Annotated in this window: 27 protein-coding genes; 16 read left to right on the top strand and 11 right to left on the bottom strand. The window is 65.4% G+C overall.

Going from position 1 to position 26,496, the window contains the following annotated elements; all coding sequences use genetic code 11:
* The first annotated feature begins 53 nt into the window (after positions 1 to 53).
* Entirely contained in the window at positions 54 to 6,140 is a 6,087-nt protein-coding gene (locus ACH2CY_RS26985; protein WP_395023057.1) for an FG-GAP-like repeat-containing protein, read from the top strand.
* Between the two features lie 31 nt (positions 6,141 to 6,171).
* On the opposite strand, the gene ACH2CY_RS26980 is transcribed toward ACH2CY_RS26985, so the two are convergent.
* Positions 6,172 to 7,227, bottom strand: a complete 1,056-nt coding sequence (locus ACH2CY_RS26980; protein ID WP_395023055.1) for a TIGR03032 family protein — start codon at positions 7,225 to 7,227, stop codon at positions 6,172 to 6,174.
* 70 nt (positions 7,228 to 7,297) lie between these two features.
* Entirely contained in the window at positions 7,298 to 7,660 is a 363-nt protein-coding gene (locus ACH2CY_RS26975; RefSeq protein WP_395023054.1) for an Mpo1-like protein, read from the bottom strand.
* Positions 7,661 to 7,876: 216 nt separating this feature from the next.
* On the opposite strand from ACH2CY_RS26975, the gene ACH2CY_RS26970 reads away from it, so the two are divergent.
* Positions 7,877 to 8,188, top strand: coding sequence for a hypothetical protein (locus ACH2CY_RS26970; protein ID WP_395023053.1), 312 nt, complete (start codon positions 7,877 to 7,879; stop codon positions 8,186 to 8,188).
* Between the two features lie 20 nt (positions 8,189 to 8,208).
* Entirely contained in the window at positions 8,209 to 8,391 is a 183-nt protein-coding gene (locus ACH2CY_RS26965) for a hypothetical protein (protein WP_395023052.1), read from the top strand.
* A gap of 12 nt (positions 8,392 to 8,403) precedes the next feature.
* Here the strand turns inward: ACH2CY_RS26965 and ACH2CY_RS26960 are convergent, their stop codons facing one another.
* The gene (locus ACH2CY_RS26960) at positions 8,404 to 9,216 is read right to left on the bottom strand and encodes a phosphodiesterase (protein ID WP_395023051.1); all 813 of its coding nucleotides are present in this window, start codon (positions 9,214 to 9,216) and stop codon (positions 8,404 to 8,406) included.
* 127 nt (positions 9,217 to 9,343) lie between these two features.
* On the opposite strand from ACH2CY_RS26960, the gene ACH2CY_RS26955 reads away from it, so the two are divergent.
* From ACH2CY_RS26955 to ACH2CY_RS26940, 4 genes are all read left to right on the top strand, one after another.
* A complete protein-coding gene (locus ACH2CY_RS26955) occupies positions 9,344 to 9,928 on the top strand; it encodes a sigma-70 family RNA polymerase sigma factor (protein ID WP_395023049.1) in 585 nt (194 codons plus the stop codon).
* 1 nt (position 9,929) lies between these two features.
* A complete protein-coding gene (locus tag ACH2CY_RS26950; RefSeq protein WP_395023047.1) occupies positions 9,930 to 10,565 on the top strand; it encodes an NrsF family protein in 636 nt (211 codons plus the stop codon).
* Between the two features lie 33 nt (positions 10,566 to 10,598).
* Entirely contained in the window at positions 10,599 to 11,531 is a 933-nt protein-coding gene (locus ACH2CY_RS26945) for a sugar kinase (protein WP_395023046.1), read from the top strand.
* 148 nt (positions 11,532 to 11,679) lie between these two features.
* Positions 11,680 to 12,108: a CBS domain-containing protein gene (locus ACH2CY_RS26940; RefSeq protein WP_395023044.1), complete on the top strand. Its 429-nt coding sequence runs from the start codon at positions 11,680 to 11,682 to the stop codon at positions 12,106 to 12,108.
* 2 nt (positions 12,109 to 12,110) lie between these two features.
* On the opposite strand, the gene ACH2CY_RS26935 is transcribed toward ACH2CY_RS26940, so the two are convergent.
* Positions 12,111 to 13,625, bottom strand: coding sequence for an ATP-binding protein (locus ACH2CY_RS26935; protein WP_395023043.1), 1,515 nt, complete (start codon positions 13,623 to 13,625; stop codon positions 12,111 to 12,113).
* A 221-nt stretch (positions 13,626 to 13,846) separates the two neighbouring features.
* On the opposite strand from ACH2CY_RS26935, the gene ACH2CY_RS26930 reads away from it, so the two are divergent.
* Positions 13,847 to 14,761, top strand: coding sequence for a transglycosylase SLT domain-containing protein (locus ACH2CY_RS26930; RefSeq protein ID WP_395023041.1), 915 nt, complete (start codon positions 13,847 to 13,849; stop codon positions 14,759 to 14,761).
* Between the two features lie 30 nt (positions 14,762 to 14,791).
* Here the strand turns inward: ACH2CY_RS26930 and ACH2CY_RS26925 are convergent, their stop codons facing one another.
* From ACH2CY_RS26925 to ACH2CY_RS26910, 4 genes are all read right to left on the bottom strand, one after another.
* Positions 14,792 to 15,055, bottom strand: coding sequence for a hypothetical protein (locus ACH2CY_RS26925; protein ID WP_395023040.1), 264 nt, complete (start codon positions 15,053 to 15,055; stop codon positions 14,792 to 14,794).
* A 73-nt stretch (positions 15,056 to 15,128) separates the two neighbouring features.
* Positions 15,129 to 15,503, bottom strand: a complete 375-nt coding sequence (locus ACH2CY_RS26920) for a CoA-binding protein (protein WP_395023039.1) — start codon at positions 15,501 to 15,503, stop codon at positions 15,129 to 15,131.
* 55 nt (positions 15,504 to 15,558) lie between these two features.
* On the bottom strand, positions 15,559 to 16,350 hold the full coding sequence (locus tag ACH2CY_RS26915; protein WP_395023038.1) for an enoyl-CoA hydratase: 792 nt from the start codon (positions 16,348 to 16,350) through the stop codon (positions 15,559 to 15,561).
* Positions 16,347 to 17,192 carry an alpha/beta hydrolase gene (locus ACH2CY_RS26910; protein ID WP_395023036.1) on the bottom strand — a complete coding sequence of 282 codons (846 nt, stop codon included), beginning with the start codon at positions 17,190 to 17,192 and terminating at the stop codon, positions 16,347 to 16,349. The genes ACH2CY_RS26915 and ACH2CY_RS26910 overlap by 4 nt, the downstream gene beginning before the upstream one ends.
* 228 nt (positions 17,193 to 17,420) lie before the next feature.
* Between ACH2CY_RS26910 and rplM the strand changes: the two genes are divergently transcribed.
* From rplM to ACH2CY_RS26895, 3 genes are all read left to right on the top strand, one after another.
* The gene (gene rplM, locus ACH2CY_RS26905) at positions 17,421 to 17,894 is read left to right on the top strand and encodes a 50S ribosomal protein L13 (protein WP_395023035.1); all 474 of its coding nucleotides are present in this window, start codon (positions 17,421 to 17,423) and stop codon (positions 17,892 to 17,894) included.
* Between the two features lie 5 nt (positions 17,895 to 17,899).
* Positions 17,900 to 18,403: a 30S ribosomal protein S9 gene (gene rpsI / locus ACH2CY_RS26900; protein ID WP_395023033.1), complete on the top strand. Its 504-nt coding sequence runs from the start codon at positions 17,900 to 17,902 to the stop codon at positions 18,401 to 18,403.
* Between the two features lie 83 nt (positions 18,404 to 18,486).
* Entirely contained in the window at positions 18,487 to 19,077 is a 591-nt protein-coding gene (locus tag ACH2CY_RS26895; RefSeq protein ID WP_395023032.1) for a DUF2585 domain-containing protein, read from the top strand.
* Here the strand turns inward: ACH2CY_RS26895 and ACH2CY_RS26890 are convergent.
* A complete protein-coding gene (locus tag ACH2CY_RS26890) occupies positions 19,065 to 20,021 on the bottom strand; it encodes a sulfotransferase (RefSeq protein ID WP_395023030.1) in 957 nt (318 codons plus the stop codon). The genes ACH2CY_RS26895 and ACH2CY_RS26890 overlap by 13 nt on opposite strands.
* Positions 20,022 to 20,154: 133 nt before the next feature.
* Here ACH2CY_RS26890 and ACH2CY_RS26885 point away from each other — a divergent pair, with 133 nt between their 5' ends.
* The 3 genes from ACH2CY_RS26885 (at position 20,155) to ACH2CY_RS26875 (ending at position 23,013) form a co-directional block, all read left to right on the top strand.
* Complete coding sequence (locus tag ACH2CY_RS26885; RefSeq protein ID WP_395023029.1) at positions 20,155 to 21,447, top strand: flavin monoamine oxidase family protein; 1,293 nt, start codon at positions 20,155 to 20,157, stop codon at positions 21,445 to 21,447.
* Positions 21,448 to 21,535: 88 nt separating this feature from the next.
* Entirely contained in the window at positions 21,536 to 22,465 is a 930-nt protein-coding gene (gene argC, locus ACH2CY_RS26880) for an N-acetyl-gamma-glutamyl-phosphate reductase (protein ID WP_395023028.1), read from the top strand.
* Positions 22,462 to 23,013 (top strand): gamma carbonic anhydrase family protein, encoded by a 552-nt coding sequence (locus ACH2CY_RS26875; protein WP_395023027.1) that lies wholly within the window; start codon positions 22,462 to 22,464, stop codon positions 23,011 to 23,013. The genes argC and ACH2CY_RS26875 overlap by 4 nt, the downstream gene beginning before the upstream one ends.
* Here the strand turns inward: ACH2CY_RS26875 and ACH2CY_RS26870 are convergent.
* Positions 22,995 to 23,417 carry a helix-turn-helix domain-containing protein gene (locus ACH2CY_RS26870; RefSeq protein WP_395023026.1) on the bottom strand — a complete coding sequence of 141 codons (423 nt, stop codon included), beginning with the start codon at positions 23,415 to 23,417 and terminating at the stop codon, positions 22,995 to 22,997. The genes ACH2CY_RS26875 and ACH2CY_RS26870 overlap by 19 nt on opposite strands.
* Positions 23,418 to 23,490: 73 nt before the next feature.
* Between ACH2CY_RS26870 and ACH2CY_RS26865 the strand changes: the two genes are divergently transcribed.
* Both ACH2CY_RS26865 and ACH2CY_RS26860 read left to right on the top strand, forming a co-directional pair.
* Positions 23,491 to 24,135, top strand: a complete 645-nt coding sequence (locus ACH2CY_RS26865) for a cation transporter (RefSeq protein ID WP_395023025.1) — start codon at positions 23,491 to 23,493, stop codon at positions 24,133 to 24,135.
* Between the two features lie 41 nt (positions 24,136 to 24,176).
* Complete coding sequence (locus tag ACH2CY_RS26860) at positions 24,177 to 24,620, top strand: GNAT family N-acetyltransferase (RefSeq protein ID WP_395023024.1); 444 nt, start codon at positions 24,177 to 24,179, stop codon at positions 24,618 to 24,620.
* On the opposite strand, the gene ACH2CY_RS26855 is transcribed toward ACH2CY_RS26860, so the two are convergent.
* Positions 24,617 to 26,287, bottom strand: coding sequence for a methyl-accepting chemotaxis protein (locus ACH2CY_RS26855; RefSeq protein WP_395023022.1), 1,671 nt, complete (start codon positions 26,285 to 26,287; stop codon positions 24,617 to 24,619). The two genes, ACH2CY_RS26860 and ACH2CY_RS26855, sit on opposite strands and share 4 nt — an antisense overlap.
* Positions 26,288 to 26,496: the final 209 nt, after the last annotated feature.

The following is a 26,496-nucleotide window of genomic DNA, read 5'->3' as shown; positions in this document are numbered from 1 at the left end:
CGGGCTTCACGATCAAGGGCGTCGGCGACGTCGATGGCGACGGGCAATCGGACGTGCTGCTCTATAACAGCACGACCGGGGCGGCCCAGGTGCAGATCATCAAGGACGGCGTGGCGCAGACGCCGATGGCGCTGCCGTCCTGGGGCGGCTGGACGGTGGCGGGCTTCGCCGACTTGAACGGCGACAACAAGAAGGACGTGCTCTACACCGCCGGCACGACCCAATACGGGATCTACATCAACGGCAGCTCGGTGACCTGGGCGCCGGTCAGCGGCAAGACCGCGGACGCAGTCGGAAACTTGTCCGGCGGCAATGCAGGCACCGACACGGTCGTATCGAGCATCAGCTACACGCTCGGCACCGGGATCGAGAACCTGACCTTGTCCGGCGGTGCTGCGATCAACGGCACCGGCAATGCCGATACCAACACCATGATCGGCAACACGGCGGCCAATATCCTGACCGGCGGCAAGGGTGCGGACACGCTGACCGGCGATCTCGGCGCGGATACTTTCGTGTTCGCAGCGGGCGACACCGGGGCGACCCAGGCGACCCGGGACATCGTCACCGATTTCCAGGTCGGGACCGACAAGCTCGATATCTCTGCCTTGGACCAGTTCCGCTTCCTGGCGACCGCGGCCTTCGACGGCGACAAGGACGCGCTGCACACCGTCTCCTCGGGCGGCAACACGATTCTCGAAGGCGACATCAACGGCGACAAGGTCGCCGACTTCCAGATAGAGCTCACAGGCAGCAAGACACTGACCACGGCGGACTTCTCCGGCGCCAGTTTGCTGCTGCCGCTGACCCTGACCGGCGACGGTAATCCCAATACCTTGACCGGCGGTCGCCTGGACGACGTGCTGTCGGGTCAGGGCGGTAACGACACGCTGACCGGCAATGGCGGCAACGATGAGCTCAAGGGCGATGCCGGGGCCGACAAGATGTCGGGCGGCAAGGGGGACGACAAGTATTACGTCGACGACATCGGCGACCAGGTGATCGAGAACTCGACCCCGGCCTACACGCCACCGGCGGGCTTCGAGATCAAGGGCGTCGGCGACGTCGACGGCGACGGCCAGAGCGACGTGCTGCTCTATAACAGCACGACGAATGTCGCCCAGGTCCAGATCATCAAGGACGGTGTGGCGCAGACCCCGATCGCGCTGCCGTCCTGGGGCGGCTGGACGGTGGCGGGCTTCGCCGACTTGAACGGCGACAACAAGAAGGATGTGCTCTACACGGCGGGCACGACCCAGTACGGGATTTACATCAACGGCACCTCGGTGACCTGGGCGCCGGTCTCCGGCAAGACCGCCGATGCGGTCGGCGCGCTGGCCGGCGGCAACGAGGGAACGGACACGGTCATCTCGACCATCAGCTACACATTGGGCAAGGGTGTCGAGAACCTGACGTTGGCCGGCAACGGCCCGATCAACGGCACCGGCAACGCCGATGCGAACGTGATCATCGGCAATGCGGGAGCCAACATACTCGACGGCGCCTGGGGCGGAGACGGTGGAGATCAACTGATCGGTGGACTCGGCGACGACACCTATTGGGTCTACCAGAACATCGACAAGGTCGTGGAAGACACCAACGGTGGCTATGACACCGTCGTGTTCAAGGATTGGCAGAGCTGGACGGTCGAGAATGTCGAGGTCTTCACTTATACCAACGACTTGATGAACTGGAACTTCACCGCCAACGCGCTCGACAATGTGATGACCGGCGCCGGCGGCAACGACACCATCGACGGCGCCGGCGGCGAAGACACCGTCGTCTTCCAAGGCAAGGCGGACGGGTATCGCCTCGTCTATTCGAACGGCTACGCCTATTTCGAGGATATCGATAGCAGCGACGGGGATGACGGTGTTGACGCGCTCATCAACGTCGAGCATGCCAAGTTCTCCGATGGCACTATCAACATCAAGCTGCAGCCGATCATCCACGGCACCGCCGCGGACGAGGGGGTCGGTGCATCCGTGGCGGGTATCGGCGACATCAACCAGGACGGCTACGACGACTTCATCATCGGCGCACCCGCGACCAACGCCGGCACCAGCGGAGGCGCCTATGTTGTCTTCGGAGACGCAAGCGGATTGCCGCCGGTTCTCGATCTGTCGGCCTTGAACGGGAGCAACGGCTTCAAGATCACCGGATTTGAGGCCGCCGATCGCGCGGGAATCAGCGTGGCTGGTGCCGGCGACGTCAACAAGGACGGCTATGACGACTTCATCGTCGGTGCTCTGGGCGCCAATCCGAACGGGCTGGATTCCGGCGCCGCCTATGTTGTGTTCGGCCATGGTGGTGCGTTCAACGCCAACATCAATCTGAGCGCACTGAATGGAACCGACGGCTTCAGGATCAGTGGTGCCGCCGCCGCGGACTTTGCCGGCGCCTCAGTTTCCTCCGCGGGCGACATCAACGGCGACGGTTATGCGGACTTGATCGTCGGCGCCGACAGCGCAGACGCGAACGGGACCAACAGCGGTGCAGCTTATGTCGTGTTCGGCCATGGCGGCGCCTTCAATCCGAACATCGACTTGTCGTCCTTGAACGGGAGCAATGGATTCCGGCTGGTTGGTGCGCTCGCTTATGACCGGGCCGGATGGTCGGTCTCCTCAGCCGGCGACATCAACGGGGATGGCTTCGACGATCTGGTGGTGGGTTCGATCTTCGCCGGCACGCCGGGTGACTATTCCGGCGCCGCTTATGTGGTCTTCGGCCGTGCCGCGGCGTTCTCTGCCAACTTGAACTTGTCGAACCTCGGTTCCGCAGGGATCACGCTTTCCGGAATCTCCCAGTATGAACTCGCCGGTTTCTCGGTGGCTTCCGCCGGCGATTTCAACGGAGATGGCTTCTCCGACCTGATCGTATCGGCGCCTTATGCGGATGTGACCGCGACCAACTCGGGCAGCACCTACATCGTGTTCGGCCGCGCCAACATGTCGTCCCTCGACATGGCGCAGTTGAGCGGCAACAACGGCTTCAAGGTAATGGGTCTTGAAGCCAACGACTACAGCGGCTTCTCGGTCTCTTCCGCGGGTGACGTGAACGGCGACGGGCTCGATGATCTAATCATCGGTGCCCCGAATGTCGACGCGCAGAACTACGGCGCCGCCTACATCTTGTTCGGAACGACCGATCAGATGAGCCCGTCGGTCGACGTTTCGAAGCTCGGAACCAAAGAGGGCTTCTGGGTCTATGGCGACTTTGCCGGTGATTTCGCGGGTGTCTCGGTTTCGGCGGCGGGGGATATCGACGGCGACGGCATCGACGACCTTCTTGTCGGCGCCCCCGGCGCCGATCCGCACGGCGCATCGTCGGGCGCGGTCGAGGTAATCTATGGAACGGGCATCGACGGCAACCACATCAGTGGGACCATCAAAGCGGATGCGCTGACCGGCACCGCTGATGCGGATGTCATGCGCGGCCGCGCCGGCAACGACACCTTGGTCGGGCTCGCGGGAGCCGATCTTATGGATGGCGGCAGCGGCAACGATGCCATGAAAGGCGGCTCCGGTAACGATACCTACATCGTTGACAGTGCCGGCGACACAATCGACGAAGAGGGAAACACCGATGCTGCCGATCTGGTGCGGACGACCGTTTCGGTTGATCTTTCGGTGCTGGGCGGCGGCGCGATCGAGAACGCCATCCTGCTCGGGCAGGCTCTGTCTCTGACAGGCAACGCCGCCGACAACGTGCTGACGGGAAATGCCCTTGGCAATACCCTCACCGGCAACGACGGAAACGACACTCTGGTCGGGGGCGGCGGTTTGGATAAGCTCTCGGGCGGTTCGGGCGCCGACCGGATCGTGGTGAAGGATGTCTTCTTCACCAGTGTGAATGGCGGGTTGGACGAAGACACCCTGGAGATAAGCGGCCAGGAGGTCGATGTCGACTTCTCTGCCTACGCTGGCACCAAAGTCTCCGGCGTGGAACGACTCGATCTGACCGGCGATGCCATCTTCGTCCGGCTCACACAGGCTGCCGTGCTGGCGGCATCAACCACCTCCGACACTCTGCGGATCGACGGCGGCGAGAACGATCTCATCGTCATGTCCAGCGAGTTTAGCTTGGCGGGAACGCAGCTCTTGGGTGGGATCCAGTATCGCGAGTATCACGCTGGTGCTGCGGTGGCGCTGATTGAAGACGAAGTGACCACCTTGCCGCCCGGAACAATGCTGCCCGCCCGGCTGGTTGATCTAGCGAATCTCACAGCGGAACAAGGTTACAAGCTTGATGTCGCCTTCGGCGTCAGCCCATTGTTCTCAGATGTTTCTGTGCACAGGGTGGGCGATTTCAACGGTGACGGTCGCGACGACGTCTATGTGCAATCAGATAACTGGGGCTATTCCCCCGAGATGTGGATGGTTTTCGGCGCGAAGGACCAACCTCTCGACGACCTGGCCGAAACGGAGCTTGACGGGAAGGTTGGGTTCCAAATTGAGAATTTGGTCGGCTATCAGAATGGTTCGCTGCCGACTGGCGTTTCAGCCGCTGGCGATGTCAATGGCGACGGCATCGACGACATCGCTTTGATCGGCGGCACGGGCGCCTTCATCGCTCTGGGTCATTCGGGAGCGTTCGCATCAGCCCTCGATGCGTCCCAACTCACGACAAGCGATGGTTTTCGCATCATCGGCGCCGTAACCGGAGTTGTAGCTGCGGGGGATGTCAACGGCGACGGCTACGACGACGTTTTCGTCGCAGCGGATGTTTCGACTGACAGCACGAATGCGGGTGCGCTCTATGTCGTGTTCGGACATCAGGCCGGAGTCAATACCACCGTCAATCTCTCGTCGTTGAACGGCTCGACTGGATTCCGCCTCGATGTCCCGGACGCGACTGTGTATCGTCAACCCTACATCCTCGGTGGCGACGATCTGAATGGCGACGGCTATGCCGATATCGCCGTCGGTGGGTGGCCTGATCGCACCTTCGTCTTTTTCGGGCATGGCGGTAGCTTCGGCAGCACGGTGACGGCGGTGCCGGACGGCAAAGCCATGACCGAGTTCATCGGCAGCGGCGGTCCCTTCACCACAGGCGACATCAATGGGGATGGCTTCGCTGACTTTGTGGCGACCGATCTGTGGGCGGGCGTCGCCGGCGGTGGAACCCAGGATGGCGCGGCCTATGTGGTGTTCGGCACAGCCAGCGGCCTCGGGTCGCAAGTCGATATGAGGACGCTCGACGGGAAGAACGGCTTCCGCATAGACGGTACTCCAGGCTCGGCCGTTGGATGGGCGGTGGTTTCGACCGGTGACTTCAATGGCGACGGGTACAGCGACGTGCTGCTCAATGGCGGATCGAGAGGTCAGGGCGATGGCACGCATCCCGCCAGCGACTATTTGGTCTATGGCCACGGCGGTGATTTTGCCGCTTCTTTCGATCTCGCGAAACTCAACGGATTGAACGGTTTCGAGATCGCGCCTCCAGACATACAGTATGGCAAGGCCGAGTTTGTCGGGGACCTCAACCACGATGGATATGACGATATCGCCGTGACCGCGATCTCAACGAATAGTATCCCGGGCACCAGCTACATCCTCTACGGCGGTGATGTCCGCGCTGATGCAACGCAGCTCGGCGATGACAAAGCGAACACCCTGACTGGAACTGCCGCGGCAGATCTGATTGCCGGCGGTGACGGCAATGACACGATCTTCGGCGGCGGCGGCCGCGATTCCCTGCAGCCCGGGACGGGCAACGACGAGATCCATGTCGCCGACCGCACGTTCTTCCGCGCCGACGGTGGCTCTGGCGCGGACACGCTCCATCTCGACTTCGCCGGTGCGATCGACTTCGGAAACCTCGATGCCAACGCCGCCACGTCCGATCGCGGCAAGATCAGCGGGATCGAGACCATCGACGTGGATAACGGCCAGAACAATGGCCTGTCGCTGCACTTGGCCGACGTGCTGGACATCGATGCCAACAACAGCAATGTCGGTGGCGTGGCGACCCTGGACAACGTGCTGAAGATCGACGGCAATGTCGGCGACACCTTGCAGCTCTTTGCTGCGGACGGGTGGAGCGCTGCCGACAAAGGCGCCCTGGCCGGCTACGCCGTCTATACCCACGTGAACGTCAAGATCGCGATCGATACCGACGTGGTGGTGAGTACGGTCTAGGGCAGTCCGGCCCGGGTCCGGTGGGCCGGGCTCACTCCTCGATCGTGAGGACGCGGCGGATTTCGTCGGTCTTCAGTCCGAGCGCCATCGGCCGGCGGATTTCGGGCAGCGTGACCACGTCGTAGAGCTCGTGCACGATGCCTTCGATCTTCAGCCAGTGCACGGTCGCGCCGGACTTCAGGTCGATCACCATCAAGGCGCATTGCGGTCCGGCGCCGCGCTTGGCCAGGGCGTCGTCCAGGGGTAGGCCGGCAAAGGTCTTGTTCTCGCGTGGCTGCGACAGGCCGACGATGGCGAACCGGTCGTGGAACGCGAGCCCGCGCAGATAGCCGGGGCAGAAGGCGACGGCCTCGAACCGGCCCGAGCCGGGCTCGACGAAACCGAGGTTGCCGGTGCCGGAATCCAGCAGCCAGAGCTTGCCCTGATGCAGCCTTGGCGAATGCGGCATGCAGAGGCCCCGAGCGACGATCCGGTCCGCGGCGACGTCGATCACGATCCCGCCGCCGACCCGCTTCTCGCGCCAGCCATCCGCCACGTCGGTCTCGCCGACTGCGGTCACGTACGCCGGGCGGCCGGCTTCCATGGCCAAGCCGTTCAGATGGCAGCGGTCCTCCGGCAGCAGGCGGCTGACGAAGCCGGGTCGCCAGAGCGGCCGGAAGCTCTTGGTCTCGGAAGGCTGGGCCAGGCAGGAGAACAGCGTGTTGACGAAGACCGGCCGGCCGGCGGCGTCGATCGCGATATCATGGGCGTCGATGTCCCCGGTGGTGTAGGCCAGCTGCGGCACGTAAAGCCGGTCGTAGCCCTGGTAGACCTCGCCCGCCTGAAGCGCGTTCTCGAAGCGCCAGATCTGATAGAGCGACGTCATCCAGATCGTCTGGCCGTCGCTCCAAAGGCCCATCGAGCGGTTGAACGTGCGCTCGAAGATCGAGAGCCGGCCGTTCGGCTGCAATCCGATGAAGAACAGCTTGCCCGCCTGGTAGGTCGAGAAGCAGAGCGAGAGCCGGTTCTCAGCCAGCCATTCGGGAAACTGCCGCGACGGCAGGAACTCAAGCGGCGGCGTGCCGGAATCCGTGGCGGTCTCGGACATCTCTCATCCCCCGGTCAATACCACCGCGGGTATAGGATGGGGGAGGATCGGTGTCGAGGGGCGCCTGCGTTCAGGTCGCCGGGGACGAAGCCTTGCCGCGCGCCGGCAGGGAGCGTGACTGCCGGGTCGCGCGGCACCTCTCCAACTCGCGCTGCAAACCGCCGGTGGCGGCGAGCCAGAACATGCGCAGATCGGCAATAGCACCCCAGACCGGGTTCACCCGGATCATCGACTGGTTCTTCTCGATGAGGACATGCGCGCCGATGGCGATGCCATAGGCGATGCCGATCCCGACCAGAAAAGCCGGCTGCAAGGTGAGCGCCGAGGCGAGCGCGCCGCCGACCCCGACAAGGGTGGCGGCGTAATGCACGGCGCGGGTCATGGGTTGGCTGTGGGCCTGCAAATAGAGCGGCCAGAACTCGCGAAAGGTCATCGGCCCATCCGGCTGTTGCTTCTGGTCTGTTGCTTCTGGTCGGAGGCTCGAACGGCCCGCAATCTCGCGTGAAATTCGTCGGCCCGACGGTGAGTAACGCCGGCGCTGTTGAGGGGTTCCGCGCGCGCTTGGCAGCCGCCGCTCGGATCGAACCGCCGCTTCTCGGGTTACTTCGGTAAATCCGAATCCTTGCCGGCACGGTGGAAAGACATGCGCATGAACTCTCGTCAGAACCTCGTGCTGGCTGCGGCGGTGGCGGCTGTCATAATTCCCGGCATCGCGAGCGCACAGAGCAAGGTCTATCCGCCCGAGGCGGATTGCGCGAACCAGCCGACCATCGCCGAGCGGCTGCTTTGCGGGCGCCAGGAATTCCGCCGGCAGCAGGGCGTCTCGGTCGAGACGCCCAACGGACTCACCCCGGGCGAACCGGGGCCGTTTCCCGACCAGCCGATGCCGCCGGCCGAATTGCGGCCGGCGCCCGGCCAGGCCGAAGAGCTGGAGCCGAACACCGCCAGCCCGAATCACTGAAGCTGACGACTGGGAAAAGCATGATCGATGAACGCGCCCACCGGCAATTGATGCAGCTCTCGGCGACCAGCCGGGTCGCCACCGCCGACGCATCGGAGTTCCGCGCCGACCCGGCTGCAGCCACGGACGGCGGTGCATTGGCCTTGAGCGACATGCTCGAGATGGGATTGGAAGCTCTGCTCAGCCAGTTCCGCAGACGCTAGCGCGCCGCGGCTTCACCCTTCGTCCATATCGAAGGGATGCGGCCCGGCGAATTCCCCGACATAGACCTGGTGCGTCACCAGCTTTCCCTCCGGGCGCCAGTGGTGCAGCAGGAAGGCGGGCGGCTCGAAGTTGAAGGTGGCCGGTCCGTCCGGCCGGAGGTCGAGCGTCACCTGGTGGGCGACGCTGGGCGCCACCTGCGCCAGGCTGCCGCCGAAACGGACGACGATCGGCCGGTGCGCGTGGCCGCACAGGATTCGCTCGACCTGCGGATGGCGGCGGATCACGGCCTCGAAGGCATCGGGATTGCGCAGGCTGACTTCGTCCATATGGGCGATGCCGGTGAGAAAGGGCGGGTGGTGCAGCGCCACCAGGGCCGGCTGCTGCGGCGCTGCCGCCAGCGCGCGTTCGAGGAAGGCCAACCGCTCGGCGCAGAGCTCGCCATGCCCTTGCTCGGGCACGATCGAATCCAGCATCACCAGGCGGACCGGGAGATCCTCGATCACGTACTGCACGAAGCGGGGATCGGCGGCGACGCCGGGAAGATGGCCGAGCCGCGCCTTGATGCCCTCGCGCCGATCGTGATTGCCGGGGATGAGATAGACGGGCAGGCCGAGATGGCGGCGGATCAGGCCGCCGAGGGCGTCGTATTCCGCGTCGGTGCCGAGATCGGTGAGATCGCCGGTGAGCAGCACGACGTCCGGCTTGGGATCGAGAGCCACGACCGCCTTGAAGGCGCGTTCGACGAAGGGGTTGGTGTCGACCACGCCGTAAGCCAGCACGCCAGGCGGCTGGACGTGGAGATCGCTGAGCTGGGCAATGAGCATGATCCTACGCCACGACATCCCGGGGTTGACCGGTAGATTGGCCGCGGCAACGTCGCCCGGGCAACAGAAATCCCAAACCGACCTCTGGGCCTGCTCATTTGCCCCGGAAGGTGATAGCGTCGCGCCCGTGAACGACGGACAGAAAACCGCAACATCGCAGCCGGCCCGGTCGCCCGAGGAGAACTGGTCGGTGCTGATGGCCAAGGCCCAGCAGGGCGATGCCGCGGGCTATCGCCGGCTGCTGCAGTCGGTCACCCCCTATCTGCGCGCCCTGGCCCATCGCTTCGGCCTGAGCGGTGCCGACCTGGAGGATGCGGTACAGGACGTGCTGCTGACGGTCCATTCGATCCGCCATACCTATGACCCGGCCCGGCCCTTCGCCCCCTGGCTGACCGCGGTCGCCCGGCACCGGCTGCTCGACCGGCTGCGGCGGCGGGTGCGGCAAACCGGCCGGGAGACCGAATTGACCGAGGCGCATGAAACCTTTGCCGCGGTCGAGACGAATCACCCTGAACTGGCCGGCGAAGCCGCGCGGCTGCAGGCGGCGATCGCCAGCCTGCCCGAAGGCCAGCGCCGGGCGGTCGAGATGTTGAAGCTGAAGGAAATGTCCTTGAAGGAGGCAGCCCAAGCCACCGGGCAATCGGAAACCGCGCTGAAGGTCTCGGTCCATCGCGCGATCAAGCGGCTGCGCGGCCTGCTGGGGGGCGCCTGACATGGCCGCGACCGAGCAGCTGATCGACAGCCTGACCGCGAAACTGGAGCCGGTGCAGCCGCTGCGCAAGCCCGGCTTGCGGGCGGCCCTGTGGAGCGGCTTTGCAACCCTGGTGATCGCCCTGGTCGGCGCGATCGGCGGCTCGGCGGCGGATCTCACCCATGCGATGACCGAAGCGACCTTCCTGGTCCCGCTGATCGGCAGCTGGCTCACGGGGGTGACCGCGGCGACCGCGGCCTTCCAGGTCATCCTGCCGGACCGCTCGCGGCGCTGGCTCTGGCTGCCGCTTGCGCCGGTGCTGCTCTGGGGCACCGGCTTTGCCTATACCTGCCTGGTCAATCCCGGCGACATCCTCGGCAGCCTGGCACTCCTGCCCGAAAGCGCCTGCGTGATGACCATCGTCGCGACCTCGGCCGGCCTGATCGCCGTGCTGCTGCCGATGTTGCGGCGGGTGAAGACCCTGCGCCCGCAGCTGACCGCCTGGCTAGGCTGTCTCGCGGTGGCCGGCTTTGCCGACACCGCCCATCTCCTGGTCCATACCGAGCAGGATTCGCTGATCGCCCTGACCGTGAACCTGGTGCCGACGGTGATCCTGGTGGTGCTCGGCGGGCTGGCGGGACGGCGCGCGGTCGCCTAAAAGGGGCGCGGCCCACTATTCCGGACGAATCCCGTGCCCGATCTCATCTGCCTCGGCGAAGCCATGGTCGAGTTCAACCAGCAGCCCCATTCGGCCCATGATTCCGAAGGGAACGATCTCTACAAGGCCGGATTCGGCGGCGACACCTCGAACACCGCCATCGCCGCCGCGCGCCAGGGCGCGAAATCCGGCTATGTCACCGCACTCGGCACCGACCGCTTCGGCGATCTGCTGATGCAGCTCTGGGCGCGCGAGGAGGTGGATGCCGCCGGGGTGAAGCGCGACGAGAAGGCGCCGACCGGAATCTACTTCGTCACCCACAGCGCGGCCGGCCATCAGTTCCACTATTACCGCGCCGGCTCGGCGGCCAGCCGCATGACGCCGGCCGATCTCCCGCTCGATTACCTGCGCGGCGGCAAGGTGCTGCATGTCTCGGCGATCAGCCAGGCGATCTCGGAGACCGCTTGCGCGACGGTCTTCGCCGCCATGGACGCGGCACGCGCGGCCGGGCTCGAAGTCTGTTTCGACACCAATCTGCGCCTCAAGCTCTGGCCGCTGGAGCGGGCGCGGGTTGCGATCGACCAGGCGATCCGCAAGGCCAACATCCTGCGCCCGGCGCTGGATGACGCCCGCACCCTGACCGGCATCGAGGACCCCGATGCGATCCTCGACCATTTCCTGGCGCTCGGGCCGAAGCTGGTGGTCATGACCATGGGCAAGGACGGCGTGATCCTGGCGAGCCGCGAGGCGCGGCACCGCCTGCCGCCCAACCGGGTCGACGCGGTCGATGCGACCGGGGCAGGGGACACGTTCAACGGCTCCTTCTTGGCGCGGCTGATCGCCGGCGATGCGCCGCTCGAAGCCGCGCGCTATGCCAATGCGGCGGCGGCGCTTTCGACCACCGGCTATGGCGCGGTGGCGCCGATCCCCCGGCCGGCCGAGGTCTACAGGTTCCTGCGCGCCTGACCCCTTCGCAGTCGCAAAAAGGAACCCTCCGCCGCGCCTGTTCCGGCCGCGGCACCCATCTCTCCGACTCTTGAAGGGCTTGCCATCGCCCCAAGCCGGTCCCAAATTGAACTTGGCAGGAGTGCAACAGCCGCGGAGGGAACGCGCGATGAGTGTCGCAGCCATTCTCCAGGGTAAGCCCGAACGCCTGATCGGGCTGCCGGAAAGCAAGTCGCTGGCCGATGCCGCGAAACTTCTCACCGAGGAAAAGATCGGCGCTTTGGTCGTCCGCAACGCGGGCGGCGAGATGATCGGCATCCTCTCCGAACGCGACATCGTCCGCGCGGTCGCGCGCGACGGCGCCGCCGTCCTGGAGCGGCCGGTCTCCACCATCATGACCCGCGACGTGATCTGCTGCGCGCCGCAGGATTCGGTCGCCGACGTCATGGGCATGATGACCGCGCGGCGCTTCCGCCATCTCCCGGTGCGGAGCAACGGCAAGCTGATCGGCATGGTCTCGATCGGCGACGTCGTGAAGGCGCGGGTGGAAGAGGCGGAAGGCGAAGCCGCTCAGCTCCGGGAATACATCGCCTCTTAGATCTAGACCGCCGCCGTCAGGGGCATCAGCCGCGCCGCGGGCAGGATGACGCGCACGGTGGTGCCGCGCTGCGGCTTCGAGGAAACCTCGATCCGGCCCTGATGCAGCTCGATCAGATTCTTGCAGATCGAGAGGCCGAGCCCGGCGCCTTCCTGCTGCGGATGGGCGCTGCGGTTGACCTGAACGAAGGGCTCGAACACGCGCTCGAGATCCTTTTCGCTGATGCCGATTCCGCTGTCGGCCACCGACATCACCAGGTTGCCGGAGGGCTCGACCCCGGCGGCGACCGTCACGGTGCCGCCCGCCGGCGTGAACTTCACCGCGTTGGTGGCGAGGTTCAGCAGCACTTGGGTGATGCGCCGTTCGTCTGCATTGAGGGCCGGCAGCCGCTCCGGGACCTCGAGCTTCAGCTTCAGGCCGGCCCGGTTGGCCCGTTCGCTGATCATGTGGACGCAGTGGCTGCAGAGCGCGTTGACGTCGATCGGCCCCTCGACCAGTTGCACAGTGCCGGAATCGATCTTGGAATAGTCCAGGATCTCGCTGATCAGCCCGTAGAGATGCTGTGCGCTCTGCAGGATGTCGCTGGAATATTCCGCGACCTTGGCATGCTCCGGGTCGTTCCAGCGGTCGCGCAGGATCTGGGCAAAGCCCATGATCGCATTCAACGGCGTGCGCAGCTCGTGGCTCATGTTGGCCAGGAATTCCGACTTGGCGCGGTTCGACGCCTCGGCCGCGCGCCGCGCCACCATCAGCTGGCGCTCGAAGTTCTTACGCTGGGTGATCTCCTGGACCGTGCCTTCGTAGTAGAGCGGCTTGCCGCTCTCGTCGCTGACCAGGCGTGCATTCTCCTGCACCCAGATCCGCTCGCGGCTGCGGTGGCGATAGACCTCGCTTTCGAAGTTCCGCACCTCGCCGTCGCGCGCCATCGCATCGACGAATTCCTGGCGCCGCTCGGGGCGGACGTACCATTCCTTGGCGATGTCCTTGACCGAGAGGATCAGTTCCTCCGGCGAGGAATAGCCGTTGATCTCGGCGAGCGCCCGGTTGGCCACGATCATCCGCCCGTCGAGCGAGCTGATGTAGACGCCCTCCAGCGCGTTGTCGATGATGCTGCGATAGCGCGCCTCGGCCTCGCGGAACGCCCGCTGCGATTCCACGAGGTCGGTCACGTCGACCATGGTGCCGAGGATCGAGATGTTGCCGCCGGGATCCTGGGCCAGGGTGGTGGAATCCGATACCCAGAAGCGGCTGCCGTCGCGCCGCTTCATCTCGGTGACATGGGAGGCGACCCGGCCGGAGCGCTTCAGCTCGGCGATATGCCAGTCCCGGTCGCTCTTGCGGACGTAGACGGTCTCGTTGGTGGTCCCGGTCGCGGCGATGAACTCGGCCGGCGTCTCATACCCGAACATGCGGGCCATGGCCGCGTTGGCCTGCACCACGCCGCCCTCGATCAACGTCTGGTAAACGCCGATATCGGACTGCTCGAAGATCGTCCGGTATATGTTCCCGTGGTCCAACGCTATCCCCTCGCTGCGCGGGCGAAATATTCTTAACCGGAACCCCTTGATTTAGGAAGCACCCGCCCCCGGATCCTTGGCACGGGCCTTGCGATATCTGTCCCGAGAAGCCCGTGGAGGGGCCTGAAGATGCGGTTTTCGACCAAGCGAGCGATGGAATTGGCAGCGGACCCGGCAAGTCTTGCCGGGTGGAACGCCGGTTCCCCGCGGGAGATCCGGAAATGACCCCGGCCCTGTTTGCCACCCAGCCGATTCGTGCCGGTGGATCGACCATCCAGCCGGACGTGCTTGCCAGCATCCAGAAGGCGAGCGCCAACACCGGCGTGGATTTCTCCTACCTGATGGCCCAGGCCTCGCGGGAGAGCAGCTTCGACCCCGCAGCCAAGGCCTCGACCAGCAGCGCCACCGGCCTCTACCAATTCGTCGAGCAGACCTGGCTCGGGACCTTCAAGGAGCATGCCGCGGAATACGGCTACGGCGACCTGGCGAACAAGATCACCAAGCGGGCCGACGGCCACTTCGTGGTGGCGGATGCTGCCGCCCGAAAGCAGATCCTCGACCTGCGCAAGGACCCGACCCTCAACGCCGCCCTGGCGGCCGAGCTCGCCTCGGACAACAAGACCAAGATGGAAGCCGCCCTCGGCCGCCCGGCGACGGCGACCGATCTCCACTTGGCGCATTTCCTGGGTCTCTCCGGCGCGCTTCGATTCATCCGCAAGATGGACAGCGATCCCTCGACCACAGGTGCGGCGATGTTCCCGCGCGCCGCCGCCGCCAATGCCAACGTCTTCTACGACGAGAGCGGCAATGCGCGGACCGTGGCCGAGATCTATAACCGGATGAACACCAGCATCACCAGCGACCAGCAGACCTTCGCCTCGCTGGCGACCACGCCGGCCGGCGGCACGTCGCCGGCCAGCACGACCGCGGTCGCCTCGGCCGCGGAGGCACCGCTGCAAGGCTTCAGCAATCCGGGGAGCATTCTCTCGCCGCTGCTCCTGGTGACGATCGCGGCCTTGCCGCTCGCCAACGAGCAGGAGAAGGAGGCCGCCAACGCGGCCGGCCATGGCGGCGGCCCGCGCCACGGCGCGATCCGACCGACGGTCAATCCGATGGCGGCCTTGGGATTGGGCTAAGCGCCGAGAGGCGATCGCGCAGCCGCAGCGCTACTCGCCGCGGCCTTCGAGCATCTTCCTTCCGGCGTCGGTCAGCTTGCAGACCAGCCAGTCGGGCTTCAGCGGGTTGGTGAACCAGGGCTCGGCCCAGCCATGGTCGATGCAGAAGCGCACGGTGCGGGAGGAGACCTTCTGGCCCCATTCGTCGAACAGCGGGAGCTTGCCGCCGGGCTGCTTCAGCCCGCGCGCCAGCCAAGCGATCTCGACCGCATGGGGATGGTCGTTGCTAGCCGCGATCGTCAGTCCCCGTGCCATCTTCGCCCCCGTCGTTGATGTTGCGACGATACAGAAGTTTCTTTCAAAAGAAAATACTTAAGCGACATTCTTACTAAAGAAGTCGAGGTATCTCGATGGCTGGGCAGCGATTCATGACGACCTTCAGCCCGGCCGTTCTCGCGGTCTGCGCCGCCGCTTCATTGACGACGCCCAGCTGCATCCAGATTGTTTTCGCACCAATCGCAATCGCTTCCAAGGCCGGCGCGGCCGCGGCGGCGGAATTTCGGAAGATATCCACCATATCCACAGCGCCGGTCTCGTTTTGCGGGATATCGCCCAAGCTTCGGTAGACCTTTTCGCCGTTCAACACCTGGCCTTCGAGCCCCGGATTGACCGGGATGACGCGATAGCCCCGGCGCTGCAGGTAGCGCATGACGCCATGGCTCGGCCGGTCCGGCTTGGGACTGGCGCCGACCAGGGCGATCACCTTGGTCTCCTTCAGGATGCCGCGCAGGAAGTCGTCGCTGTAATCCTCGCTCACCTCAGCAGCCCTTCCATTCCGGTTTGCGCTTGGCGAGGAAGGCGTCGATGCCTTCCTGGGCGTCCAGCGCCATCATGTTCTCGGTCATCACCTGGCTCGCATAGTCATAGGCCGCGGCGAGGCCGAGCTCGGCCTGGGCGTAGAAGGCCTGCTTGCCGAGCTTCAAGGTGAGCGGCGACTTGGCGATGATCTCGACCGCGAGATCGACCGCTTCCTCCATCACCTGGGGCGTCGGTGCCAGGCGATTGACCAGCCCGAGCCGGAGCGCGGTCGGCGCATCGATCGGCTCACCGGTCAGCAGCATCTCCATCGCCTGCTTCCGGGACACCGCGCGGGTCAGCGCCACCATCGGGGTCGAGCAGAACAGCCCGATATTCACGCCCGGGGTCGCGAAATGGCTTTCCTCGGCGGCGACCGCGAGATCGCAGGTGGCGACCAGCTGGCAGCCCGCCGCCGTGGCGATGCCATGAACCGCGGCGATCACCGGCTGGGGCAGGGCGACGATCCGCTGCATCATCGTCGAGCAGAGCGCGAAGGTCTTCTCATAATGCGCCCGGCTGGGATCGGCGCGCAGTTCCTTCAAGTCGTGGCCGGCGCAGAAACAGGTTCCCGCACCGGTGATCACCACCACGCGCACGCCGGCATCCTCCTTGATGCGGTCGAACTCTGCGATGATCGCTTCCATCAGGCCGATCGAAAGCGCATTGCGCTGCGCCGGCCGATTGAGCGTCAGGGTAGCGATGCCGTTCAGGTCGGCGCGGAGCAGGGGATCGTTCGACACCACGCTGGTCATGATTCCAGCACCCGCCGCATGGCCCGGAACAGCATGCCCTCGGGCTCGGCGATTGCGCGCGAGATCGAGAAGTGGTGATGGCCCGGCAGCAACATGTATTCGCTCTCCATCCCGGCTTCGACCAGCTGCCGATGATAGCGCGCCGACTGGTCGATCCAGAGCGGCGGTTCGTCGCCGCCCGCGGCAATCACGACCGGCGCTTTCACCCGCGGCTTTAGGCGCAGCGGGCTGAGGCGCTCGATGTCGGCGGGCGTCAGCGCCACGTCCTCGCGCACCTGGATATGGGGAATGGGCGCGAGGTCGTAAATCCCGGTCACCAGCACCGCACCCTGGATGAAGGCAGCTTTTGCGCCATCGTTCCAATCCCGGCTCAGCAGCATGGCGGCGAGATGCGCGCCCGCCGAATTGCCGGCGACCACCAGCCGGTCGGGATCGCCGTTGATGCTGCGTGCCTGGCCGCGGATCCAGGCGACCGCCTGGGCGCATTGCTCGACCACGGTCGCGAGCGGCACGGCGGGGCAGAGGTCGTAGTCGACCAATGCGACCGCGGCGCCCGCATCGAGCAGCGGCTCGGCGATGAAGCCGAAGTGATCCTTGGAAAGTGCCCGCCAATAGCCGCCGTGGATGAAGACGAAGACCGGGCTATTGGGCGCTTTGGCCGGGAAGAGATCGATCAGCTGCAGCGGCCCCGGCCCATAGCGCTCATTCCGCCGGTGCCGCAGCCGTTCCCGCATCGAGGCGCTGAGCGCATGGTCTTCGGAGAGCCAGGTCTCGTGGTCCGGCACCGCCAGCCGCGGCATGAAATGCCGCACGAAATCCGCTTCCGTCAGCGCCTCGTACATGCTTATTCCCCGTGAGTTGCCGGCGATTTTCTCGGCGGGAGGGGCAAAAGTCCATGATTCCGGGGAATTATTTGCCGGTATTATAATACCGTAACCATAAGATATTGATTTAACTGGATTAAGCTTCTGCCGCGACGAGCGGGCTGGTTGACAGGCCGAAAAGCCGCCTCTATACACCGGCCCGATCCGCGGAGAGGGCTCCGCCGACTAACTGTATTCGAGTGAACCATGCGCCTTACAGAGCAAACCTCTTCGTCGAAGCCGTCAGAGGTCGCGAAGAAGTGGATCCTGATCGACGCCGAGGGCGTCGTTCTCGGCCGCCTCGCCTCCATCGTGGCCAACCGGCTGCGCGGCAAGCACAAGCCGACCTACACCCCGCATATCGATGACGGCGACAACGTCATCATCATCAACGCCGCCAAGGTGAAGCTCACCGGCAACAAAGCCGAGGGTGAGAAGTTCTACTGGCACACCGGCCATCCCGGCGGCATCAAGGAGCGCACCTGGGGCAAGATCCTCGGCTCCGCGCATCCGGAGCGCCTGCTCGAGAAGGCGGTGGAGCGCATGGTCCCGCGGGGCCCGCTCGGCCGCAAGCAGATGAAGAACTTGAAGGTCTATGCGGGTGCCGAGCATCCGCACGAGGCGCAGCAGCCGGAAACGCTGGACGTCGCCGCGATGAATCCGAAGAACAAGCGGGGTTGATCCAGATGGCTAACGAACCGACTCGTCTCACCGACCTGAAGGACCTCGGCGGCGCCCGCACCGGCGTGGTCGCCGGCAAGGCGATGGAAGCCGCCCCGCGCTACGAGCGCAAGGTCGACGCCCAGGGCCGCTCCTACGCCACCGGCAAGCGCAAGGACGCGATAGCCCGCGTCTGGATCAAGCCGGGCAAGGGCGTCATCACCATCAACGGCAAGGACAGCACGCAGTATTTCGCGCGCCCGGTCCTGCGCATGATCATCAACCAGCCGTTCGGCATCGTGAACCGCGCCGGCCAGTTCGATGTGATCTGCACCGTGGTCGGCGGCGGCCTCTCCGGCCAGGCCGGTGCCGTCCGTCACGGCATCTCCAAGGCGCTGACCTACTATGAGCCGGATCTCCGTTCGGCCCTGAAGAAGGAAGGCTTCCTGACCCGCGACAGCCGTACCGTCGAGCGTAAGAAGTACGGCCGCGCCAAGGCGCGCCGCAGCTTCCAGTTCTCGAAGCGCTAAATCTCCTTTCCTCTGGAGACGGAAAGGGCCGCAGTTCGCTGCGGCCCTTTTTGCTTTTGGCGCGACTCAGCTACTCTCGCGCTATGAACCGTGTGAACCGCTGGGTCTGGGGCATCCCCGTCCTTCTCGTCCTGCAGATCGTCGTCCTGCTGGCTATGGGACGGCCGCCGATCTGCACCTGTGGCACGATCCGGCTTTGGGAGAACAGCCCGCTTTCGCCGGAGACCTCGCAGCAGCTGTTCGACTGGTACACCTTCTCGCATATCGTGCACGGCTTCCTGTTCTACGGCGCGATCCGGCTGGTCTTCCGCCATCGCCTGAGCGTCTGGCAGGCGCTGCTGATCGCGATGGGCATCGAGATCGGCTGGGAGATCCTGGAGAACACGCCCTTCGTGATCGAGGCCTATCGCCAGCAGGCGCTGGCGCAGGGCTATGTCGGCGACAGCACATTGAACTCGGTGATGGACACCTTCTCGATGATGGCGGGCTTCGCTGTCGCGCGCCGCGTGCCGGTCTGGGCCAGCGTCGCTTTGGTCCTGGTCCTGGAACTCGCGGCGGCCTACGCCATCCACGACAATCTCACGCTCAACGTGCTCAACTTCATCTACCCGATCGACGCCATCACCGAATGGCAGTCGCAGATCCAGCCGGCGCCGCCGCCTCAGACCGAATAGAGATGATTGAGCTGGAAGATCTCCAGCAACCGCCGGGCGCTGGCGAGTTGGGCGTCGGTGATCTTCTTGCGCCAGGCCTCCGCCAGGTTGCCACCGCTCAGGATGGCGCTGTGCTTGGCCGTCATCGCGGAGGGCTTCTTCATCAGCGCCTTGCTCTCCTGGTTGACTTGCCATCCGAAGAAGTCCGCAAGCTTGCCGAACTCAGTTTCCGGATCGGCGCAGATGTCTTCGTAGCGCGTGAGATAGGCGGGGTCGCCGGGTGTATGCATCTGCGAACCGTAGTTCCGGCTTGAGAAGTACTGGATGGGAACATAATTCTCGGCGCACCACAGGATGAGGCACCTGTCGAACTCGTCCTTTGCGTGCTCCATCTCAGAGACGAAGGGCGAGAGATAGTCGTGGATCAACTCGCCTTGCTCGAGCAGGGGGGTGAGGCTGGTCTCCCAGCCGAGGGCCATCCGCGACAGTGCCACGGCACAGGGGTGCCGCGTCACGATAACGATCGGGATTTCGGGAAAGGTCTCGTGCATCCACGGCAGGAGCAGCTGGATCCGGATATCCTTGATCAAGCGGCCGCGCGGAAACACCTCGGCGTTCAGCTTGTCGATCCAATCGGAATGCACTCGACCGGAGAGAATGAAACTGGCCGGTCCCACATAGGTGGCGCGGCGATCGTCCGGCCGCACGTATTGCCGCCAATGCCAGTCGCGAACGATGCGCGTTTCCTTGCAGTGGAAGGGCTCGAACATCAAGCGATAGTGCGAGATGGAGCCGAGCACCTGGCCCACCCAGGTGGTCCCGCTGCGTCCGCTGCCGGCGACGATCGCCGCTTTCGAAAGGTCGTGCCGGTCGAAGAAAATCTTATGCGGTATTCTTGCTAAGGTCCTGTCCAACATTGGAAATTGCCTCGCCCGCCCTAACATGATCTCGTCAGCAATGCGCAAGACAGGTAACTGGTTCAGGGATCTCCGCCAGTGCAGGGCGCGGGGATTGGTGATTCGGATCAGGGGCGATTTGCGTTGATTCTGAAGTCCCTGGCGGGAAACTTGTTGAACGAAAGGTCACACAGGGTAGTGAATGCACGATGTCATCATCATCGGTGCTGGCCTGGCCGGTGCCACTGCAGCCCTGGAACTCGCCAAGAGCAATCGGAGGGTGACAGTCATCGAGGCTCGCGACCGCATTGGCGGCCGTGGCTATGCCCGGCACTTTGCGGTGGCCGGCGAGCTGCTGGATTTCGGCGGCGCCTGGATTACGCCCTGGCAGCATCGGATGCGCGCGCTTTGCGCCGAGCATGGCATTGCGCTCCGCCCGCGCACGCCGATCGTCGAGCGCCGCTGGTTTCGCGACGGTGCCTTGCATCGCGATGGGCCGACCTCGGCCGTTGATCGTGCGGCCCATGAACACGCGGTCGCCCGGATCGCGGCGGATGCCATGCTGCTCAAGGCAGGCAAGGCGCGGGACGAGCACGGTCGCGACATCGCCGCCGTAAGCCTGGCCGACTACCTGGTGCGGATCGGCGCGCCGCTTTCGACCTGCGACCTGCTGAGCGCCTGGTGGGCGGTCTCGGGCAATGCGGAGAAGCGCCGGGCGCCGGCGGCGGAGCTGCTGTCGAGCTCGGCCTATTCCGACGGACTGACCGAGGGAATGGCCGATGTCTGGGTGGAGACGCTGGTCGGCGGCGTCACCGCCCTGGCCACGCGCATGCTGGAGGATTCCGGCGCGAGCTTGCAGCTCACCCATCCGGTCGAGACGATCATCGTCAACGATGACGGCGTCGGCATCACCACCGAGGACGGCAGGCTTTGGCGCAGCCGCGCGGCGATCCTGGCAACCGGCCTCAACCCGCTGCGCGCCATTCGCTTCGATCCGCCGCTGCCCCAGCCGAAGGCGGATGCGATCGAGGCCGGCCATCTCGGCCGCGCGGTCAAGGTCTGGGTCAAGGCGCGCAACGTCCCGGTCGGCGTGCTCGCGACCGGCGGGCGGTCCGAGATCGAATGGATGTTCAGCGAGCGGCTGGCGGAAGACGGCGGTGCCGCGCTGCTGGTCGGCTTCGGTGTCGCCGACGAGGGCTGGTCGCCCAGGATGCCGGCCGACGCGGTGGCGGCCACCAAGCGCTTCTTCCCCGAGGCCGAGGTGGTCTCAGTCGACTGGCACGACTGGAACGACGATCCCTTCGCCAGGGGCGCCTGGGTCGCGACCAATCTCGACGCACCGGAGGCCACGGTGGCGGCCACCTGGCGCCGCCACGGTCCGCTCGCCTTCGCCAGCTCGGACTTCGCGCCCGACCAGGCCGGCTGGTTCGAGGGCGCGGTCACCTCGGGCGAGGCCGCCGCGGCGGAGATCCTGAGCTTCCTCGGCAGGAACTGACGCAAGGCCGCTGCGCGGAACCGTCGCTTGATCCTCCCGGCCGTCTCCATTAGCTAGGACGGGCAAGGTTCGGCAGGAAGGTCCACCAATGGCGGCGACGGCGCGGGTTTTCATCGATGGCGAGGCGGGCACGACGGGGCTCGGGATCCGCGAGCGCTTGCTGACGCAGGCTGGGATCGAGCTCCGGAGCCTGACCGGCGAGAAGCGCAAGGATCCCAATGCGCGGCGCGAGATCATGGGCGAAGTGGACCTGGTCGTGCTCTGCCTGCCCGATGCGGCGGCCAAGGAGTCGGTCGCGCTCGCCGCCGGATTGGGCAATGCCGCGCCCCGCATCCTCGATGCCAGCACCGCCTATCGCGTGGCGCCGGACTGGGTCTACGGCTTCGCCGAGATGGACCGGGGCCAAGCCAAGCGCATCGCCGAGGCGAAGCACGTCTCCAATCCCGGCTGCTACCCGACCGGCGGCATCGCGCTCATCCGCCCGCTGGTCGAGGCCGGGTTGATGCCGGCCGATTACCCCGTCACCGTCAACGCGGTCAGCGGTTATTCCGGCGGCGGAAGGCAGATGATCGAGGCGCATGAGGCGACCGGCGGTCCGTCCTTCGAGCTCTACGGCCTCGGCTTCGAGCACAAGCACGTGCCGGAGCTCATGCAATATTCCAAGCTTTCGCGCCGGCCGATCTTCATCCCCTCGGTCGGGCATTTCCGCCAGGGCATGCTGGTCTCGGTGCCGCTGCATCTCGACACGCTCCCCGGCAAACCCAAGGCCGCCGATCTCGAAGCCGCGCTCGAACGCCATTTCGAGGGCGCCGAGCTGGTGAAGGTGGTCAAGACCGCGCCGAACGACCGCCTGGAGGCCGAGCCCTTGAACGACACCGACAAGATGGAGCTCCGCGTCTACGGCAACGACGCGCTCAACCAGGCGCTGCTGGTGGCGCGGCTCGACAATCTCGGCAAGGGTGCTTCGGGTGCGGCGGTGCAGAACATCCGCCTGATGCTGGGATTGGACAAGGCATGAAGCCGCTCGCCATGCCCGCCCTGATCAAGCCCTTCGAAGGCATCACCCCGAAGATCGCGCCGGACGCCTTCATCGCCGAGACCGCCGTCATCATCGGTGATGTCGAGATCGGCGCCGGCTCCAGCATCTGGTACGGCTGCGTGCTCAGGGGCGACAGCAACAGCATCAAGATCGGCGCCCGCACCAACATCCAGGACGGCACCGTCATCCACGTGAATCACGAGCGGGAAGGGGCTACCGGCACCAAGACCACAATCGGCAACGACATCACGGTCGGCCATATGGCGCTGCTCCACGCCTGCACCCTCGAGGACGGCGCCTTCGTCGGCATGAAGGCCTGCGTGATGGATGGCGTGGTGGTCGAAGGCGGCGGTATGGTCGCCGCCGGCGCGCTGGTGACGCCGGGCAAGCGGGTGAAGAAGGGCGAGCTCTGGGCCGGCAGCCCGGCCAAGCTGATGCGCCTGCTCAGCGACAAGGAGCTCGCCTATTTTGCCTATTCGGCCGAGCATTACGCCGAGCTCGCGGCGGGTTATCGCGCGAGGGGCTGAGCGGCGGAGGGCGCCAAGGCTTCGAGAATCCGGCACTCGTCGATCGTGCCGTGGCGGCACTGGCGGATCAGCTCTTTGAGCTCGTTCCGCAGCGCCTCGAGATCGGCGATCTTTCGCTCGACATCGGAGAGATGCGCCTTGGCCAGCGCGTCGACTTGTTCGCAGGATCGGCTGCGATCGTCTGAGAGGCGCAGCAGGGCGCGGACCTCGTCCAGGGAGAAACCGAGATCCCGGGCACGGCGGATGAAGCCGAGACGCATGAGATGCGCCGCGACATAGCTGCGATAGTTGCCCGCCGTCCGCGCCGGCTTTGGCAACAATCCAATTCCTTCGTAGTAGCGGATGGTTTCGACCTTGGTGTCTGTGGCCTTGGCCAGGTCGCCAATGGAAAATCGTTCCGCCATCGCCTTGACCCTCTAGTGACTATAGGGTCCATATTAGAGGGTCGGTAACGCCACTTCAACGATCGAAACCCGAATGTCCGGATGCTGTTCTCACGACAATTGCTCCTCCCAGGCCAAGGCGGTCGATAGCCCGGCTTGGCGCCGTGCGCTTTGGGTTGCGCTCGGCGTCAATGCGTCGATGTTCGTCGCCGAGATCGCTGCCGGTGCCGCGGCGGGCTCCGCCTCGCTGCAGGCCGACGCGCTCGACTTTCTGGGCGATGCCGCGAATTACGCCATCAGCATCGGCGTGGCGGGGCTGGGTCTCGCCTGGCGCGCGCGGGCGGCCCTGTTGAAGGGCTGGGCTCTGCTGGCGCTCGGGCTCTGGGTCCTCGGCTCCACGGCTTGGCACGCCTATGCCGGGACCTTGCCGCAAGCCGAAGTCATGGGCATCGTCGGAGTCCTGGCGCTGATCGCCAATGCCGGCGTGGCGCTCATGCTGTTCCGCTTTCGCCAGGGCGACGCCAACATGCGATCGGTCTGGATCTGCTCGCGCAACGACGCAATCGGCAACATCGCCGTGGTGGCAGCGGCCGCGGGTGTGTTCGGCACCGGAACCGGCTATCCGGATCTGGTCGTTGCCGCGATCATGGCCTTCCTCGGCATCAGCGGTGGCTGGCAGATCATTCGCCAGGCACAAACCGAGTTGCGGTTCGACGCACGGGCCGCGTTGCGCCCTTGATCCGGCCCGCGCTTCCCGGCGATTCAGGCGAGCTCAGCCGGATGTCCCAGGAGTTTGTCGACGAGCTCGACGCCATGCCGGTCGCATCCGACGCGCCGGCGATTCCGGAAGCGGACGACATTGTTTTCTCGCCCGAGATCCTGGCGCGCGACGTCTTTTGTGCCGAACCGCTGGCCCATGTGCTGGTGGCGGAGCAGGACGGTACGGTGGTCGGCTATCTCATGTACCACTTTGGCTACTGGCCGGCCGATGCCGCGCCCAGCCTGCACGTGGTCGATCTCTTCGTGCGGCCGATTGCGCGCAAGAGCGGGGTGGGGCGGGCCTTGATGGACGCGGCCGCCGCGGTGATCCGCCAACGCGGCGGGCAACGCCTGCTCTGGACCGTCTGGGACCAGAACCCCGCGGCCATGGCCTTCTATCAACGCCTGGGCGCGCGGTTCTTCGCGGAGGAGCGGCTGATGACCTGGAAGGGTCCCGCCGGTTAGACCGCCTTCACATTCGCGAGGAAGCGTTCGACGCCGGCCCTGAGCGACTGCGACTGGGTGCTGAGCGCGCCGGTCACCTCGGTCAGGCGCGCCGCGGCGTTGCGTGATTCACCGGCCGCGCCGACCACGGTGTTGATGCTCTCGGTCACCTCGCGGGTGCCGCCCGAGGCCTGATCGACGCTCTTCACGATCTCCTGGGTGGCGGCGCCCTGCTGCTCGACGGCGGTGGCGACCGAAGCGGTGATCTGGTTGATCTGTTCGATGATGGCGGCGACGCTCTGGATCGCCGAGACCGAGCGCTGGGTCTCGGTCTGGATCGCGCCGACATGGCTCGCGATCTCTTCGGTCGCCTTGGCGGTCTGGCTGGCCAGGTTCTTCACTTCCGAAGCCACCACCGCGAAGCCCTTGCCGGCCTCGCCCGCACGCGCCGCTTCGATCGTGGCGTTGAGCGCCAGCAGGTTGGTCTGGCCCGCGATCGCGTTGATCAGCTGCACGATGGCGCCGACCTTCTCGGCGGCGATCGCCAGGCCCTTGATCTGCTCGTTGGTCTGGCGGGCCTGGTTGGCCGCCTCGCCGGCGATCTGGTTCGACTGGGCGACCTGGCGGGTGATCTCGGTGATGGTGTTGGAGAGCTCGCCGGTGGCGCTGGCGACCGAGCCGACGCTGCTGGCGGTCTGCGCCGAGGCTTCGTTGGCATGGCCGGCTTCGCCGGCGGTCTGCTCAGCGCTCTTCGCCATCGAGCCGACCGCGCTCTGCATCGTCTGCAGCGAGTTGGCGACGTCGCTCAGGTTCCTCGACATTTCGGTGTCGAACTCCTGGCACAAACGCTCCAGCGCTTCGGCGCGGCGGCGCTGCGCGTCATGGACTTCGCCCTGCTGGCCGGAGAGGTGCTGCGCGCGCAGCGAGTTCTCCTTCAGCACTTCCAGCGCATCGGCCATGGCGCCGATCTCGTCCTTGCGGTTGCGGCCGGGGATCTCGGTGGCAAGATCGCCGGCGGCGAGGCTGCCCATGGCGCGGGTTATTGCCTTGACCGGGCGCACGACCGAGCGCGCCGTCAAGGTCAGCACCGCGACGACCGCGATCACCGAAACCGCGATGATGACGGCGAGCAGGATGAAGCTGGTCTGGGTCTTGCTGTTGACCTCAGCCTGGATCGTGTTGGCGCTCTCCTGGATGGCGTCGCCGGTGGCGCCCATCTTTTCTTCCAGCGTCTCGAACGTCTTCATGAAGTCGTCGAATCCGCGCTGGGCGGCATAGTTGTCGGTGAAGGCGGTGTCGACCATCTTCTGCGCCGCCTCGATATAGGGCGACAGCACCGGGTCGAGGTCGTCGAGCGACTTGCGCGCTTCGGCCGGCAGGTCGAGTTCCTTGTTGGCCTCGACATGCTCCTCGAAATTCTTGATGTGGTCCGCGGTGTCGGCGGCGATACCCGGCTGGGCGTCCTTGTTTCCGGTCTTGCCCTCGCGCAAGGCGTAGAGCACGTCGGCCCGCAGCGCGTCGTGCATCATGTCCGCTTCCATGTGATTGCGGACCGCCGTGGAAACCGTGTTGATCTGCGCGCTGCCTCTGACGGCTTCGATGGTGCCCCAGACACCCAGGGCGCTCACCGCGATCAGCGCAAGGATGGATATGATGCCGGCGATCAGGAAACGCTTGCCAATGGTCACCGCAGAAACTCCCAGCTTTTGGTTTTCGGGAGTAGATCTAGATCAAGACCGGTTAACCATTCGATAAAGCGGAGAATTTGAACCTTTCTAAAAGAATGTCGTGCTGCGTAACGCAGGGCTCCATATGGTCCCACTGCGCGAGACTGATGCCGGCTGTAGGCGGGTCGCGCAAACAGAACGGCCGGGCTTTCGCCCGGCCGCAAGTTTCC

Source organism: Dongia sp. (assembly GCF_041905885.1).
Lineage (GTDB): Bacteria > Pseudomonadota > Alphaproteobacteria > Dongiales > Dongiaceae > Dongia.
Note: the sequence above shows the minus strand (reverse complement) of the source record. Positions and strands in the feature narration are given on the sequence as shown.